The sequence below is a fragment of the Lentzea kristufekii genome (assembly GCF_033949925.1).
Lineage (GTDB): Bacteria > Actinomycetota > Actinomycetes > Mycobacteriales > Pseudonocardiaceae > Lentzea > Lentzea kristufekii.
On record NZ_JAXAVV010000003.1, the window covers coordinates 339658 to 355680 of the forward strand.

The 16023-nt window shown below is 67.3% G+C and carries 13 protein-coding genes; 7 read left to right on the top strand and 6 right to left on the bottom strand.

Annotated features, from left to right (window positions below; genetic code table 11):
* Nucleotides 1–59 precede the first annotated feature (59 nt).
* From rsmG to rpmH, 6 genes are all read right to left on the bottom strand, one after another.
* Nucleotides 60–707: a 16S rRNA (guanine(527)-N(7))-methyltransferase RsmG gene (gene rsmG / locus SK571_RS08485; RefSeq protein WP_319983466.1), complete on the bottom strand. Its 648-nt coding sequence runs from the start codon at nt 705–707 to the stop codon at nt 60–62.
* Nucleotides 708–2243: 1536 nt separating this feature from the next.
* Entirely contained in the window at nt 2244–2807 is a 564-nt protein-coding gene (locus tag SK571_RS08490) for a Jag family protein (RefSeq protein ID WP_319983467.1), read from the bottom strand.
* Between the two features lie 30 nt (nt 2808–2837).
* Nucleotides 2838–3866, bottom strand: a complete 1029-nt coding sequence (gene yidC, locus SK571_RS08495) for a membrane protein insertase YidC (protein WP_319983468.1) — start codon at nt 3864–3866, stop codon at nt 2838–2840.
* Nucleotides 3867–3871: 5 nt separating this feature from the next.
* The gene (gene yidD / locus SK571_RS08500; RefSeq protein ID WP_030480223.1) at nt 3872–4129 is read right to left on the bottom strand and encodes a membrane protein insertion efficiency factor YidD; all 258 of its coding nucleotides are present in this window, start codon (nt 4127–4129) and stop codon (nt 3872–3874) included.
* The gene (rnpA, locus tag SK571_RS08505) at nt 4126–4467 is read right to left on the bottom strand and encodes a ribonuclease P protein component (RefSeq protein WP_090006634.1); all 342 of its coding nucleotides are present in this window, start codon (nt 4465–4467) and stop codon (nt 4126–4128) included. The genes yidD and rnpA overlap by 4 nt, the downstream gene beginning before the upstream one ends.
* A 26-nt stretch (nt 4468–4493) precedes the next feature.
* A complete protein-coding gene (gene rpmH, locus SK571_RS08510) occupies nt 4494–4637 on the bottom strand; it encodes a 50S ribosomal protein L34 (protein WP_030465619.1) in 144 nt (47 codons plus the stop codon).
* Between the two features lie 347 nt (nt 4638–4984).
* Between rpmH and dnaA the strand changes: the two genes are divergently transcribed.
* From dnaA to gyrA, 7 genes are all read left to right on the top strand, one after another.
* Complete coding sequence (gene dnaA / locus SK571_RS08515) at nt 4985–6583, top strand: chromosomal replication initiator protein DnaA (RefSeq protein WP_319983469.1); 1599 nt, start codon at nt 4985–4987, stop codon at nt 6581–6583.
* Between the two features lie 775 nt (nt 6584–7358).
* Nucleotides 7359–8483 carry a DNA polymerase III subunit beta gene (gene dnaN, locus SK571_RS08520; protein WP_090006636.1) on the top strand — a complete coding sequence of 375 codons (1125 nt, stop codon included), beginning with the start codon at nt 7359–7361 and terminating at the stop codon, nt 8481–8483.
* 43 nt (nt 8484–8526) lie between these two features.
* Nucleotides 8527–9441: a phosphogluconate dehydrogenase (NAD(+)-dependent, decarboxylating) gene (gene gnd, locus SK571_RS08525; RefSeq protein ID WP_319983470.1), complete on the top strand. Its 915-nt coding sequence runs from the start codon at nt 8527–8529 to the stop codon at nt 9439–9441.
* Nucleotides 9442–9446: 5 nt separating this feature from the next.
* Nucleotides 9447–10553, top strand: a complete 1107-nt coding sequence (gene recF / locus SK571_RS08530) for a DNA replication/repair protein RecF (RefSeq protein WP_319983471.1) — start codon at nt 9447–9449, stop codon at nt 10551–10553.
* Between the two features lie 118 nt (nt 10554–10671).
* Nucleotides 10672–11205, top strand: a complete 534-nt coding sequence (locus SK571_RS08535) for a DciA family protein (RefSeq protein WP_319983472.1) — start codon at nt 10672–10674, stop codon at nt 11203–11205.
* Between the two features lie 227 nt (nt 11206–11432).
* Complete coding sequence (gyrB, locus tag SK571_RS08540) at nt 11433–13403, top strand: DNA topoisomerase (ATP-hydrolyzing) subunit B (RefSeq protein ID WP_319983473.1); 1971 nt, start codon at nt 11433–11435, stop codon at nt 13401–13403.
* Between the two features lie 49 nt (nt 13404–13452).
* Nucleotides 13453–15996, top strand: coding sequence for a DNA gyrase subunit A (gyrA, locus tag SK571_RS08545; protein ID WP_319983474.1), 2544 nt, complete (start codon nt 13453–13455; stop codon nt 15994–15996).
* Nucleotides 15997–16023: the final 27 nt, after the last annotated feature.

A 16023-nucleotide genomic window follows, 5' to 3' on the forward strand; every position in this document is an offset into this window, starting at 1 on the left:
GTGTTTGGAGGGCTTCGTTTCACGTGGAACATCGGCAGCTTGGAACTCCGGGTACACGCTCACCGATCCCTCCGCGTCTGGCGCTCCACGATGAGCACCGTCGTAGGCACCTCAAGTACATCCGCTCCCACGACGACGACGTGTGCGTTGGCGCCCCCTGCTTTGAGCACCGCCTCGCCGTCGCGTTCAAGCTCCTCCTGCGCACGCTCGCCCTTGAGCGCAACCATCCGCCCGCCGCCCCGGAGAAGCGGGAGGCACCACTTCGTCAGCTTCTCCAGCGGAGCCACCGCCCGCGCCGTCGCGGCGTCGCAGTTCAACAACTGCTTGCGGATGGGCCCTTCCTCCGCGCGTCCCCGGAGGACAGTCACGTTGTCGAGCTGGAGCCGTTCCTTCACTTCCTCAAGCCACGCGATGCGGCGCGCCATCGGCTCGAGCAGCGTGATCCTCAGGTCGGGCCGCGCAATGGCGAGCGGCACTCCCGGCAGCCCGGCACCCGAGCCCACGTCGACGACACGTTCGTTGGGCTGGAACAGCTCCTCGATCACCGCCGAGTTCAGCACGTGCCGATCCCAAATCTTCTCGACTTCGCGAGGACCGATGAGTCCACGCTCGACGCCGTGCTCCTCCAGGAGCCGAACAAACTCAGCGGCACGCTCAACGTGCTCACCGAAGACGAGCTTCGCGCTGTCGGGCAACTCCCCGGCCATGTTCTCCGTCCGCGTTTCACGTGAAACCACGCGGCGGCGGTGTTCCCAGCGGCCGGTGGAAAAGCTGGCGAATGCCAGGGCACCATCATGACGGATCGACCGCGTGCGGCGCCAAATCCTGAGCGCCGTTTCACGTGAAACTTGGGGGAAAGTTGCATCCGACGCTCTACACCGTTGCTCGGTCTGGTCCGGGGACGGTTTCGACGATGGGTCATCCGGCCGGCGGGGGACTACTGGAGGGCAAGGTTCGCGGGCTGCGTCGGGTTGGGGTCGATGTGCTCGTGTCTGCGCAGACCGATGAGGAGCGGGTCGAGTGCGATCTGGTGGATGAGGAGCGGGCGGTGGTCGCGACTGGGATCCGGTACGTCTGCTTGCCGATTCCGGATCGGTCTGTGCCGGAGGTTCGGGTGGCTGTTGATGTGGTCGCTCCGCTCCACTCCTTGTATCTGGGTGGGGCGCATGTGGTGTTCCACTGTTGGGCTGGGGTTGGGCGGTCTTCGTTGTTGGCTGGGTTGTTGTTGGGGATGGATGGGGTTTCGCCTGGGGAGGCTTGGGGGTTGATCTCGGCGGCTCGGGGGCGGGTGGTGCCGGACACTGCGGAGCAGGGGGAGTGGTTGGCTGCTTGGTGGGATGGGCGAGGGTAGGTGTTTCACGTGGAACACGTGGGGTGCCGTGGGGGGTGGATGACTTGCCCGTGGCGGGCTGACTTGCCGTCGGCGGGCGGGGTGGCAGCGGGCGGGCGGGGGCGACAGCGGGCGGTTCGGCTTGCGTTGGCTTGTGCCGGTTCCAGCGGGGTGGCCGCCTGCCGTGCGAGCGGTCGCCCTCTGAGGGCAGTCGGGTTGGCACTGCGCGGGTCGGCTTGCATTGGCCTGTCGCGTCCCAGCGGGGTGGTCGCCAATGCGTTCGGGTCGCCTTGCGTGGGTAGTCGCTCAGGCAGGACCGGGCCGGTGCCGGTCATCGCCGCTTCGCGTCGATAGCGATTGGGGCTTGACCTTGAGCCTCTGGCGGGATGCTGTGACGGCCGGAAAAGGGCCGGGCTGAAAAGCGCCCGGCCGTGCCCATGAGGGGAGCATCCCGTCTACTCAAGGTCAAACCCCAATCGCAATGCGGTGGTTGCGTCACCACCGCTTATCCGGCAGACCGAGGTTCACACGCCTCGGCTTCACCATTGCCGTTGGTGGCAAGGTGGCTCGGCTTCGCCGTTGCCCTGGCCGCGTGGAGCGGATGCCTCGGCTTCGTCGTTGCGTTGGGGTTCAGGGGTGGCTCGGCTTCGTCGTTGCCCCTGGCCGCGTGGTTCCTTGCGGTCATCGCATTCGGTCGTCGTGTCGACATGTCGCCACTGGGTGCGGTGTCTCGTTGCCGAGCATCTGTTGTCAGCGCGCCCTCGACTGATCCTGGCGACCGGCAGGCGGGACCGACCGTACGGCTCGGCGCCTGGCTTCGCTTGCTTCCTCGCGCCGTCCTTGCTCGTTCTGTCCGGGACAGCACACGGCCCCTGGTTCCGCTGGAACCAGGGGCCGTGGAATGCGGAAGCTGTCAGGGCTTCGGGAAGATGATGACCCGGCGCTGCGGCTCCTCGCCTTCGCTCTCGCTGTGCACGCCCGCGACCGTGGCAACGGCGTCGTGGACGACCTTGCGCTCGAACGGGGTCATGGGGTGCAGGCGGGCGCGTTCGCCTGAGGCGGCCACCTTTTCCGCAGTGGTTTTGCCCATCTCCGCCAGTTCCGCTCGGCGGCCTGCTCGCCACTGGGCGATGTCCAGCATCAGGCGGGAGCGGACACCCGTTTCCTGCTGGACTGCCAGGCGGGTGAGTTCCTGGAGCGACTCGAGGACGTTGCCCCGGGGGCCCACCAGCTTGGCGAGGTCTTCGCCGCCGTCGATGCTGACGATGGCCCGGCCGCTCTCCACGTCCAGGTCGATGTCGCCGTCGTAGTCGAGCAGGTCGAGCAGGCGCTCGAGGTAGTCGCCTGCGATGTCGCCTTCCTGGACGAGCAGGTCCTCGGTCTTGCTCTGCGACTGCGGCTCGGCCGTGTTCTCGGACTCGGCCGCGGCCTCCGACGACGCCTCCACGTCGTCGGTCGCCTGCAAGGTCTCCGACACGATGTCTCCTCTCCGGGGCAACGCCCGAAATCAGCGGCGCTTCTTGCTGCCCGGCTTCTTGCTGGTGGATCGGCCTGGGGTCAGGCCGGGGATCTCGGTGTTCGCGTTGCCGTTGGCGGCGTCCGGCGAAGCCTTCGGCGCTCCGCTCGGGCCTGCGGTCGGCATGCGCTTGGCGCCGTTGGCCGGCTTGGCTCCGGGGGCGGGCTTCTTCGGGTTGACCGGCTTCGCGCCGGGCTTCGGAGCGAGGGCCTGACGGGTCTCGACGACCGTGGCCTTCTTCTCCTCTTCCTCGGAGTCGATGCGCTTGTAGACGAAGTGCTGCTGGCCGAGGGTCCACGCGTTGTTGGACAGCCAGTACAGCAGGATCGCGACGGGGAAGAAGAAGCCACCGGCCAGGACGCCCAGGGGGAAGATCCAGAGCGTCAGCTTGTTCATGATGGCCGTCTGCGGGTTGTCCAGCGCGGCCTGGTTCTGGCGGGCGACCGAGTGGCGGGCCGTGAAGTGGGTCGCGATGGACGCCACGATCATCAGCGGCACCGACAGCAGGATGACGTTCAGGCGCTCGGTGCCGTACTGGGCCAGCTGGTCACTCGGCATCGTGATGAACGTCGAGAGGTTCGTGCCGAAGAGCTTGGCGTTGACGAACGAGTCGACGCCCTGCTTGTCGAAGAAGTAGACCTCGCCCCAGCCGGGCTTGAACGAGCGCAGCACGTGGAACAGACCGATGAACACCGGGATCTGCACCAGCATCGGCAGGCAGCCGCCGAGCGGGTTGACGCCGTGCTCGGACTGCAGCTTCTGCATCTCCTGCGCCTGGCGCTGGCGGTCGTTCGGGAACTTCTTCTTGATCTTCTGCATCTCCGGCGCGAACTCCTGCATCTTTCGCATGGAGCGCACCTGGCCGACGAACGGCTTGAAGAGGATGGCGCGGAGGGTGAAGACCAGGAAGATCACGGCCAGCGCCCAGGCGAAGCCGCTCGACTCACCGAAGACCTTGCCGAACACCCAGTGCCAACACCACAAGATGAAGGACACCGGGTAGTAGATGAAGTTGAGCACGGGAGCTACTCCTCGGTGGATACGTCGGGGACCTGCCGCCTCGGCGGAACGGGGTCCAGGCCTCCAGGGTGCCAGGGTCCGCAGCGCAGCAACCGGCGGATGGTCAGCCAGGTTCCTCGAAGTGCGCCGTGGACTGTCAGGGCTTCCACCGCGTACGCACTGCAACTCGGGTAGAAGCGGCATGTCGGCGGCAGCAGCGGCGAGATGAACTTCCGGTAGAAGTGCACCGGCAGCAGCGCGACCTTCGCGGGCAACGTGGTCATCGCAGCACCTTGCGCAAGGCAGAAGAGAAATCGGCGGCGAGCTCGGAACTCGACGCCTCGGCTGCTGGAGCCAACGCCCGGACCACGACGAGAGTTCCCGGCGGCATCTCTGCGAGCGCGGGACGCACCACGTGGCGCAGGCGCCTGTAAACACGGTGGCGGACCACCGAGTTGCCCACTGCCTTGCTCACGACGAAGCCCACCTTGGACGAATCCAAGGTGGGCACGTCAGGCTTCAAGACGTGGACGACCAACCGGGGTCGTCCGGCGCGGCGGCCTCGGCGGACCACCAGGCCGAAGTCCTGGCTACGGGTGAGCCGGGCGGCCGGTGGTAGCACGACGACGCTGCGCTTACCAGCCGCGGTCAGGCGGACAGAGTGGCACGGCCCTTGCTGCGGCGCGCGGCCAGAATGGCGCGGCCGGCGCGGGTCCGCATGCGCAGCCGGAAGCCGTGCGTCTTCGCGCGGCGGCGGTTGTTGGGCTGGAAGGTGCGCTTACCCTTGCTCACGGTCGGTCTCCCGGTGCTTCACTGCTGACAAAGCCTTGTGGTTGTCCCCGACGGCAGTGGACGTAGGCGCGCGAAAGGCGCCCGTCGCAAGCGGGAGACTCGTACGAGGGTACGCATGCCCGGGTGCGGCGACCAAATCGGGGTGGGCCACGCCACGTCTTGTGACGCGTGCCGGGCCTTGTTACCGTTCGTCCTTCGCGCATGCCGGGGCTGGCGTGGGAGCCGCCACCGACCGGCAACACAACGCACCTTTTAGTGCACAGTTGTGGATAACTCTGTGGATACCTCTATTCTCCGTGTCCACGTGTGGAGTCTTTGGCTCCGGTGGAGGGGAGGGGAGCGCGGAGGTGTCGAACCAGCAGGTCGATCTTGGTCTCGTGTGGGCCGAGGTGGTGCAGGAACTGGCGACCAGCCACCTGTCCCCCCAGCAGCGCGCGTGGATGAGGGTCACCCGTCCGATCGGGTTGCTGGATGGAACGGCACTGCTCGCTGCTCCCAGTGACTTCGCGAAAGAGGCGATCGAACGCGCACTGCGCGACCCGATCACCGCGGCGCTCTCCCGCAGGCTGGGCCGCACGGTCTCGCTCGCGGTGAAGGTCGACTCGCCGGAGCCGGTGAGTCCCATGAGCCCGCCCACCACGCCGATCCCGGTCCAGGCGATCCAGCCCGTGGCGCCGGTCCAGATCCCGTCGGCTCCCGGCATCACGAACGGCGACACGCCCGGCCCCGTGATCACGGAGGACGCGGTCGCCGCCGACGGTGCCGAGGAAGAGGTCGACGAGGCCGGAGACGCGCTCGCCGCGGTCACCGAGATCTGGCCGACCTTCAACACCGCCAACGCGGCGGTCGCCGCGGCGCCGAACGCGAACCTGCCGTACACGCGGCCCGCGAACCCGTCGCCGTCGCAGACCCGGCTGAACGAGAAGTACAACTTCGACACGTTCGTCATCGGCGCCTCGAACCGGTTCGCGCACGCCGCGGCCGTCGCGGTGGCCGAGGCTCCGGCCAGGGCGTACAACCCGCTCTTCATCTGGGGCGAGAGCGGTCTCGGCAAGACGCACCTGCTGCACGCCGTCGGGCACTACGCCCAGCGCCTGTTCCCCGGCATGCGCGTGCGGTACGTGTCGACTGAGGAGTTCACCAACGACTTCATCAACTCGCTGCGTGACGACCGCAAGGTCGCCTTCCAGCGCCGCTACCGGGACATCGACGTTCTGCTCGTCGACGACATCCAGTTCCTGGAGGGCAAGGAAGGTACGCAGGAGGAGTTCTTCCACACGTTCAACACGCTCCACAACACGAACAAGCAGATCGTGGTGTCGAGCGACCGGCCGCCCAAGCGGCTGGAGACGCTGGAAGACCGTCTGCGCACGCGGTTCGAGTGGGGTCTGATCACGGACATCCAGCCGCCCGAGCTGGAGACCCGGATCGCGATCCTCCGCAAGAAGGCGGCGCAGGACCGGCTCGCGGCCCCGGCCGACGTGCTGGAGTTCATCGCCTCCCGCATCGAGCGGAACATCCGCGAGCTCGAAGGCGCGCTCATCCGCGTCACGGCGTTCGCGTCGCTCAACCGGCAGCCGGTCGACATCCAGCTCGCCGAGATCGTGCTGCGCGACCTGATCCCCGACTCGCACGCGCCGGAGATCACCGCACCGATGATCATGGCGGTCACCGCCGAGTTCTTCCAGGTCTCGATCGACGACCTGTGCGGCCCCGGCAAGACGAAGGCGCTCGCGCAGGCACGGCAGATCTCCATGTACCTGTGCCGCGAACTGACCGACCTGTCGCTGCCGAAGATCGGCCAGACGTTCGGCGGCCGCGACCACACGACGGTCATGCACGCGGACAAGAAGATCCGCAAGGAGATGGCCGAACGCCGGCGGATCTACGACCAGGTGCAGGAGCTGACGTCGCGCATCAAGCAGCGCGCCCGCCACACTCCCTGATCTCGCCCGGGTGGCAACGAAGGGGTCCTCCATCGCGGAGGGCCCCTTTTTCGCACGCCCGAGACGGAGCCGGCGACCGGCTCCCGGCGCCTGGGGACGCGACCGGCGGGGCGAGAGGCGAGCACCCGGGTGTTGGCCGCGGCTCGACGGCCAACACCCGGGGACGGCTTCGGCGCAACGATGGGACTGCATCAGTCCGTGCGGCTCCAACCACCACCACGCGCCGCACACGTACCCGGGTAGACGAGGCTCGATCCGCCGCGCGGCGAGGCTTTCTGTTCGCCCCCGGCACTCGAAGGGGTGGGGACAACTGGAAAAGTCTGTGGCCCCGGCCACGATCTGGCCACAGAAGCCTGTTGAACACCCGGGTACAACTGGCCCGCACCCGGGGACGCACCCGGGGACAACTGTGGACGATCTGTGGATCGAGAGCTGTGCACAACTGGTTGTCCCCAGGTGCGTCGATCTGTCCCCGGGTGCTGTCCCCCCTTAGTCCACATGGTGGGTGCCCCCTTGACCTGCATGTTCAAGGGCTGTCCCCACAATCCACAACCCTTACTGTTACTGCTGTTTGATCTCTTCTAGGAAGAACTCAAAAGCAAAACAGCGGTGGACAGCTCCCGGGGATCGGTGCCCGAACCCCGAAGTGACGGGAAGGGCCAGGACGCTCTAACGTGGTTGCTCCGCACCTCGGTCAGCCGAGGTCGAGGCTCCCTAACCCCCACTGGCACGTTGTCGTGGTTGGGCTTGTCGACTGTCGAGGAAAGGACGCCTCATGAAGATCCGCGTCGAACGCGACGGCCTGGCCGACGCTGTCGCCTGGGTCGCTCGCAGCCTTCCGTCCCGTCCGCCGGTCCCCGTGCTGGGCGGCGTGCTGCTCGACGCGGAGTCTGACGATTCGCTGACGGTGTCCGGGTTCGACTACGAGGTCTCCGCTCAGGTCGGTGTCCCGGCGACGATCGCCGACGGTGGCCGAGCTCTGGTCTCCGGGCGTCTTCTCGCCGACATCACCAAGGCGCTACCGAACCACCCCGTCGAGATCGCGGTCGACGGCGCTCGGATGATGATCAGCTGTGGCAGTGCCCGGTTCAGCCTCCCGACGATGCCGGTCGAGGACTACCCGGCCCTGCCCTCGATGCCCCAGTTGATCGGTGAGCTCCCCGGCGAGGTCTTCGGCGAGGCGGTCAGCCAGGTCGCCGTCGCGGCCGGCAAGGACGACACGCTCCCGATGCTGACCGGCGTCCGCGTCGAGATCGGCGAGGGCAAGCTGACCCTCGTCGCCACCGACCGGTTCCGGCTCGCCATGCGGGAGTTCCCCTGGGAGCCGGACGCGACCCTCGGCGAGGTCGCGGTCCTCGTCCCGGCCCGCACGCTCGGCGACGCGGCCAAGACGCTCGGCTCGTCCGGCAGCAAGGTCGAGATGTCGCTCGCGGCCAACGACGGACTGCTCGGTCTCTCCGGCTCCGGCAAGCGGACCACCACCCGCCTGCTCGACGCGGACTTCCCGAAGTACCGCCAGTTGCTGCCCTCCGAGCACAGCGCCGCGGCGATCATCGACATCGACGCGCTGCAGCAGGCGATCAAGCGCGTGTCGCTCGTCGCCGAGCGCGGCACGCAGGTGCGCCTCGAGTTCGTCGACGGTGGTCTGCGCCTGTCCGCCGGTGGCGACGACGAGGGTTCGGCCGAGGAAGAGCTCCCCGTCGAGTACACGGGCGACGCGGTCACCATCGCGTTCAACCCGGGCTACCTGCTCGACGGACTCGGTGCGGTCCGCACGCAGAAAGTCCACTTGTCCTTCACCACACCCAGCCGACCGGCATTGCTGAAGCCGGTGGACGAGGATGGGAACGTGGCGCCGGGCTACCTGTACCTGCTCATGCCCGTTCGCCTTCCCGGCTGAGAAAACCCTTACCGGGTACCAGAAGAACACAGGGGAGAACACCGTGCAGCTCGGACTCGTCGGCCTCGGCAAGATGGGTTTCAACATGCGCGAGCGGGTGCGCCGGGCCGGTCACGAGGTGATCGGCTACGACCGCAACCCCGAGGTCAGCGACTCGGAGTCGTTGGCGGACATGGTGTCCAAGCTCGAAGCGCCGCGCGTGGTGTGGGTGATGGTGCCCGCCGGCGACATCACCCGTAACACCGTGAAGGAACTGTCCGAGCTCCTGTCGCCGGGCGACCTCGTCGTCGACGGCGGCAACTCCAAGTTCACCGACGACCGGGTCCACGCGGACCTGTTGGCGAAGAAGGAGATCGGCTACATCGACTGCGGTGTGTCCGGCGGTGTGTGGGGCCTCGAGAACGGCTACGCGCTGATGGTCGGCGGCGACGCCGCGCACGTCGAGCAGGCGATGCCGATCTTCGACGCGCTGCGTCCGGAGGGGCCGCGCGAGGAGGGCTTCGCGCACGCGGGCAAGGTCGGCGCCGGCCACTACTCGAAGATGGTCCACAACGGCATCGAGTACGGCCTGATGCAGGCGTACGCCGAGGGCTTCGAGCTGCTCGACAAGACCGACGTCGTGGACAACGTGCCCGCGGTGATCTCGGCCTGGCAGCGCGGAACCGTCGTGCGGTCGTGGCTGCTCGACCTGCTGGTGCGCGCGCTGCAGTCCGACCCGGAGCTCGACGACCTGCGCGGGTACGTCGAGGACTCGGGCGAGGGCCGGTGGACCGTCGAGGAGGGCATCAACAACGCGGTGCCGCTCCCGGTGATCTCCGCCGCGCTCTTCGCGAGGTTCCAGTCGCGGCAGGAGGACTCGCCCGCGATGCGTGCGGTCGCCGCGCTGCGCAACCAGTTCGGTGGTCACTCGGTGCACCTCGCCGGACCGTCGTCCGGCGGCGGCAGCACCCAGGGCTAGCGAGAGTGCACGTCAGACATCTCCAGGTCAGCGACTTCCGGTCGTGGGAGCTCGCCGACCTGGAGCTCGAGCCCGGCGCGTCGGTGCTCGTCGGCCGCAACGGCCAGGGCAAGACGAACCTGGTCGAGGCGATCGGGTACGTGGCGACGCTGGGTTCGCACCGCGTCTCCAGTGACGGACCGCTGATCCGGCACGGCGCCCAGCGCGCCGTCGTGCGGGCGGCCGTGGTCAACGACGACCGCGAGCTGCTCGTCGAACTGGAGATCACGGCCGGCAAGTCGAACCGGGCGCGGATCAACCGGGGTCCGGTGCCGCGTCCGCGTGACGTGCTCGGGATCCTGCGCACCGTGTTGTTCGCACCGGAGGACCTGTCTCTGGTGCGGGGCGATCCGAGCGACCGGCGGCGGTTCCTCGACGAGATGCTCGTGCTGCGCGCACCGCGTTATGCCGGTGTCCGCAGTGACTACGACCGTGTCCTGAAGCAGCGCAGCGCGTTGTTGAAGACGGTGAAGCACTCCCGATCAGCGGACCTCTCGACGCTCGACGTCTGGGACGGGCATCTCGCCAAGCACGGCGCGGAGCTGCTGGCCGCGCGGTTGAAGCTGATCCGCGACATGGCGGACCACGTGACCTCGGCGTACGCGGAGGTCGCTCCGGAGTCGCGTCCGGCGCTCATCTCGTACCGGTCGAGCGTCGGCGACCTGCCGGAGGACAGGGAGAGCATCGAGGACCTGCTGCTGGCCGAGCTCGACCGGGTGCGGCGGCAGGAGATCGAACGGGGCGTGTGCCTCGTCGGTCCCCACCGGGACGACCTGGACCTGACGCTCGGCGAACTGCCGGCGAAGGGCTACGCCAGTCACGGAGAGTCATGGTCTTTCGCGCTCGCCCTGCGGCTCGGCGGGTACGAACTGATGCGTGTCGACGGCATCGAACCGGTGCTCGTGCTGGACGATGTGTTCGCGGAACTCGACCGCGGCCGGCGTCGGCAACTGGCCAAGGTGGCGGCCGCCGCCGAGCAGGTGCTGATCACCGCGGCGGTGGCCGAGGACGTTCCGGACGAGCTGGTCGGTGCCCGGTTCGAGGTACAGGGCGGGGAGGTACGGCGTGTCTGACTCGGAGGCTGACTCTCGGGGTTCGAAGCCCCCACATGCAGCTCGATCGGGTGTGTCCGCCCACACATCTGGGGACAAGTCTGTGGATGGTGTGGATAACTCCGTCACAAATCCGGACTTGTCCACAGGTTCATTCACACCTGAGGGTGAGCAGCTGAAGGGTTCGGACCTCGCCCGAGCTGCTCTGGAGGCGGCGAAAGCGGCCGCGAAGGCCCGTGGACGGGTGCCGGGGAGCAAGGCGAAGGGCCGTCCGGTCAACAAGCGGCGGCGTCGCTGGTCGGGTCCGGGCCCGGACGACCGCGACCCCCAGCCGCTCGGGCGGATCGCGTCCAGGATCGCGGCGGACCGCGGCTGGGTCGAGCAGCTGCAGGGTGGCCAGGTCTTCGGTCGTTGGGCAAAATTAGTAGGTGAGGACGTCGCCGAGCACGCGGTGCCAATCGCTCTCAGTGACGGGGAACTGACGGTCCAGGCGTCGTCGACGGCGTGGGCCACCCAGCTGCGCCTTCTGCAGCGCGAGCTGATCAAACGGATCGCCGCGGGTGTGGGCAACGGCGTCGTCAAAAGGCTCAGGATCAAGGGACCGGACGCTCCCAGCTGGCGACACGGCCCCAGGCACGCGCCTGGGCGCGGTCCGCGTGACACCTACGGGTGAGGTCCTGTCAAGGCCTCAGCGGCGATTCTGCGGCTCAATGAGCGTTCACCTGCGGATTTGAACCCCCTTTTCAGCGGTCCTGACCCGTCCGGTGGCGCTTGAGGCGCTCTGTGACCGAATCAAAGGTGTCCTTGGCCCCGTTCTGTCGGGGTGCACCGGTAGAATCACAGGAGCGTCACCCATCACCGTGCGGGTCCTGCCCGCATCAGCGAGGAGACTCCAGGCCCGTGTCAGCTAAGAAGAATGAGTACGGCGCGTCCTCGATCACCGTCCTCGAAGGCCTCGAGGCAGTGCGCAAGAGGCCCGGCATGTACATCGGCTCGACCGGCGAGCGCGGTCTGCACCACCTGGTCCAGGAGGTTGTGGACAACTCCGTCGACGAGGCGATGGCCGGTTACGCGACGAAGGTCGACGTCACCCTGCTGGCCAACGGCGGCGTCCGGGTGATCGACGACGGTCGTGGCATCCCGATCGACATGCACCCGGTCGAGAACGTGCCGACCGTCGAGGTCGTCATGACCAAGCTGCACGCGGGTGGCAAGTTCGACAGCGACTCCTACGCGGTGTCCGGCGGTCTGCACGGTGTCGGCATCTCCGTGGTGAACGCGCTGTCCACCGCCGTCGACCTCGAGATCAGGCGCCAGGGTCACGTCTGGACCCAGCGCTACGAGGCCTCCAAGCCCGCGCACGAGCTGCGCCAGGGCGAGGCGACCGACGAGACCGGCACCACGGTCACGTTCTGGGCCGACCCGGAGATCTTCGAGACGACGACGTACAACGTCGAGACGATCGCGCGCCGCCTGCAGGAGATGGCGTTCCTCAACAAGGGGATCACCATCATCCTGCGCGACGAGCGGGTCTCGGAGGAGGACGAGGAAGCCGACGCCGAGGGCCACCAGGCCGCGGTGAAGGAACGCGTCTACCACTACCCCGGTGGGCTCGAGGACTTCGTCCGCCACATCAACCACACGCGCGATGCCGTGCACCAGAAGGTCATCGGCTTCGAAGCGCAGGGTGAGGACCTCCAGGTCGAGGTCGCGATGCAGTGGAACACCGGCTACACGGCCTCGGTCTACACCTTCGCGAACACGATCAACACGCACGAGGGCGGTACCCACGAGGAAGGCTTCCGCGCCGCGCTGACCCGAGTGGTCAACGAGTACGCGCGCGAGAAGAAGCTCCTCAAGGAGAAGGACACGAACCTCACCGGCGACGACATCCGCGAGGGTCTCGCCGCGATCATCTCGGTGAAGCTGAAGGAACCCCAGTTCGAGGGCCAGACGAAGACCAAGCTGGGCAACAGCGAGGCGAAGTCGTTCGTGCAGAAGTCGACGAACGAGCACCTGGCCGACTGGTTCGAGCGTCACCCCAACGAGGCGAAGACGATCGTCAGCAAGGCGGTCTCGTCGGCCCAGGCCCGCATGGCCGCGCGCAAGGCCCGTGAACTGGTGCGCCGCAAGGGTGCGCTGGACATCGGCGGCCTGCCCGGCAAGCTGAAGGACTGCCGCTCCACCAACCCGGAGGAGTGCGAGCTCTACGTCGTCGAGGGTGACTCCGCCGGCGGCTCGGCCAAGGAAGGCCGGGACTCCATGTACCAGGCCATCCTGCCGATTCGCGGCAAGATCATCAACGTGGAGAAGGCGCGCATCGACCGCGTGCTGAAGAACAACGAGGTCCAGAGCATGATCACCGCTCTGGGCACGAGCATCCACGACGAGTTCGACCTGTCGAAGCTGCGCTATCACAAGATCATCCTGATGGCGGACGCCGACGTCGACGGGCAGCACATCCGCACGCTGCTGCTCACTCTGCTGTTCCGCTTCATGCAGCCGCTCCTCGAACACGGCCACGTCTACCTCGCCCAGCCGCCGCTCTACAAGATCAAGTGGCAGCGGATCGAGCCGGAGTACGCGTACTCCGACCGCGAGCGCGACGGCCTGATCAAGGAAGGCCTCGCCGCCGGCAAGAAGCTCGGCAAGGACGACAACATCCAGCGCTACAAGGGTCTCGGCGAGATGAACGCCGCGGAGCTGTGGGAGACCACGATGGACCCGGCGAACCGGGTGCTCCTCCAGGTCACCATGGACGACGCCGCCACCGCCGACGAGCTGTTCAGCGTGCTCATGGGTGAGGACGTCGAGGCGCGCCGCTCGTTCATCACGCGTAATGCCAAGGACGTGAAGTTCCTGGACGTCTGAGTCCGGTCCCTTCTAGACATCCACGGCTGGCGAAGAGGAAAGAAGAACCGTGACTGAGACGACCCTTCCGCCGGAGCACGACCGCACCGAGCCGGTCGACATCCAGCAGGAGATGCAGAACTCCTACATCGCGTACGCGATGAGCGTCATCGTCGGCCGAGCACTGCCGGACGTGCGTGACGGACTCAAGCCCGTCCACATCCGCGTGCTCTACTCGATGTTCGACTCGGGGTTCCGGCCGGACCGCGGCTACAACAAGTGCGCCCGCGTCGTCGGCGACGTGATGGGCAACTACCACCCGCACGGCGACTCGTCGATCTACGACGCGCTCGTGCGGCTCGCCCAGCCGTGGGCCATGCGGTACCCGCTGATCGACGGCCAGGGCAACTTCGGCTCGCCGGGCAACGACCCGGCCGCCGCCATGCGCTACACCGAGTGCCGCCTGACCCCGCTGGCCATGCAGATGCTCGCGGACATCGAGGAAGAGACCGTCGACTTCCGCGACAACTACGACGGCCGCATCCAGGAGCCGACGGTCCTGCCGTCCCGCATCCCGAACCTGCTGATCAACGGCAGCTCGGGCATCGCGGTCGGCATGGCGACGAACATCCCGCCGCACAACCTCCGCGAGGTCGCGTCGGGCGTCGTGTGGGCGCTGGACAACTGGGAGGCCTCCGACGAGGAGACCCTCGAAGCCGTGATCGAGCGGATCAAGGGCCCGGACTTCCCGACGTACGGCCAGATCCTCGGCAACTCGGGCATCCAGGACGCGTACCGCACCGGCCGTGGTTCGGTCAAGATGCGCGCCGTCATCGAGGTCGACGAGGACGCCAAGGGCCGCACGATCCTGGTCGTCACCGAGCTGCCCTACCAGGTCAACCCCGACAACCTCGTCGAGAACATCGCCGCGCTCGTGCGTGACGCGAAGCTCACGGGCATCTCGAACATCGCGGACGAGTCGAACAGCCGCAGCGGCATGCGCATCGTGATCACGCTGAAGCGCGACGCGGTGGCGAAGGTCGTGCTGAACAACCTCTACAAGCACACCCAGCTGCAGTACTCGTTCGGCGTGAACATGCTGGCGCTGGTCGACGGCGTGCCGCGCACCCTGCGGCTCGACCAGATGATCCGCCACTACGTGAAGCACCAGATCGAGGTCATCGTCCGGCGGACCAGGTTCCGCCTGCGCAAGGCCGAGGAACGCGCGCACCTGTTGCGCGGTCTGGTCAAGGCGCTCGACCACCTCGACGAGGTCATCGCGTTGATCCGCCGGTCGCAGACGCCGGACATCGCGCGCACGGGCCTGATGGAGCTGCTCGCCGTCGACGAGATCCAGGCGAACGCGATCCTGGAGATGCAGCTGCGCCGCCTGGCCGCACTGGAACGCCAGAAGATCATCGACCAGCTGGCCGAGATCGAGGTCGAGATCGCGGACCTGAAGGACATCCTCGCGAAGCCGGAGCGGCAGCGCGCCATCGTGCGCGACGAGCTCATGGCCATTGTGGACAAGTACGGCGACGACCGGCGCACGGAGATCATCCCGTTCGACGGCGACGTGTCCATGGAGGACCTGATCGCGGTCGAGGACGTGGTCGTCACGATCACGCGCACCGGCTACGCGAAGCGCACCAAGACCGACCTCTACCGGGCGCAGAAGCGCGGCGGCAAGGGCGTGCAGGGCGCACAGCTCAAGCAGGACGACATCGTCGCGCACTTCTTCGTGTGCTCGACGCACGACTGGATCCTGTTCTTCACGAACAAGGGCCGGGTGTACCGCACGAAGGCGTACGAGCTGCCTGAGGCGAACCGCAACGCCCGCGGCCAGCACGTCGCGAACCTCCTCGCGTTCCAGCCGGAGGAGGAGATCGCGCAGGTCATCCAGATCAAGAACTACGACGTGTCGCCGTACCTCGTGCTGGCCACCCGAAAGGGTCTGGTGAAGAAGTCGAAGCTGTCCGACTTCGACTCCAACCGATCGGGTGGACTAATCGGCATCAACCTGCGTGAGGACGACGAGCTGGTCGGTGCCGTGCTGTGCTCAGCAGATGACGACCTGCTCATGGTGTCCGCGGACGGCCAGTCGATCCGCTTCCACGCCACCGACGACGTGCTGCGCCCGATGGGTCGTGCCACGTCAGGCGTGCAGGGCATGCGGTTCAACGCCGATGACGAGCTGCTTTCCGTCGGTGTCGTCCAAGAGGGGCTGTTCGTTTTGGTCGCGACGGACGGTGGGTACTCGAAGCGAACGCCCATCGAGGACTACCCGGTCCAGGGGCGTGGCGGCAAGGGTGTGCTGACCATTCAGCACGACCGCCGACGTGGCAGGCTGGTGGGCGCGCTCATCGTCGACGTCGACGACGAGCTCTACGCCATCACCTCGAGCGGCGGGGTCATCAGGACTCGGGCCGAGCAGGTGCGCAAGGCTGGACGGCAGACGAAGGGCGTGCGGCTGATGAACCTCGGCGAGAGCACCACTTTGATCGCCGTCGCACGCAACGCGGACGAGCCCAGCGACGTCATCATCAGTGAGGCGTCTGCCGCGGAGGACTCTGCCGCTGACCAGGCAGCCACCCCCACCGACTCGGCTGAGTAGTCGGATTCGCTAGCGAGAGGTCAAGGA

Excerpts from the sequence above, each read along its gene's own strand:
- dnaN (WP_090006636.1), top strand. The coding sequence starts at position 7,359 with ATGAAGATCCGCGTCGAACGCGACGGCCTGGCCGACGCTGTCGCCTGG.
- rsmG (WP_319983466.1), bottom strand. The coding sequence starts at position 707 with ATGGCCGGGGAGTTGCCCGACAGCGCGAAGCTCGTCTTCGGTGAGCAC.
- yidD (WP_030480223.1), bottom strand. The coding sequence starts at position 4,129 with ATGACCACGTTGCCCGCGAAGGTCGCGCTGCTGCCGGTGCACTTCTAC.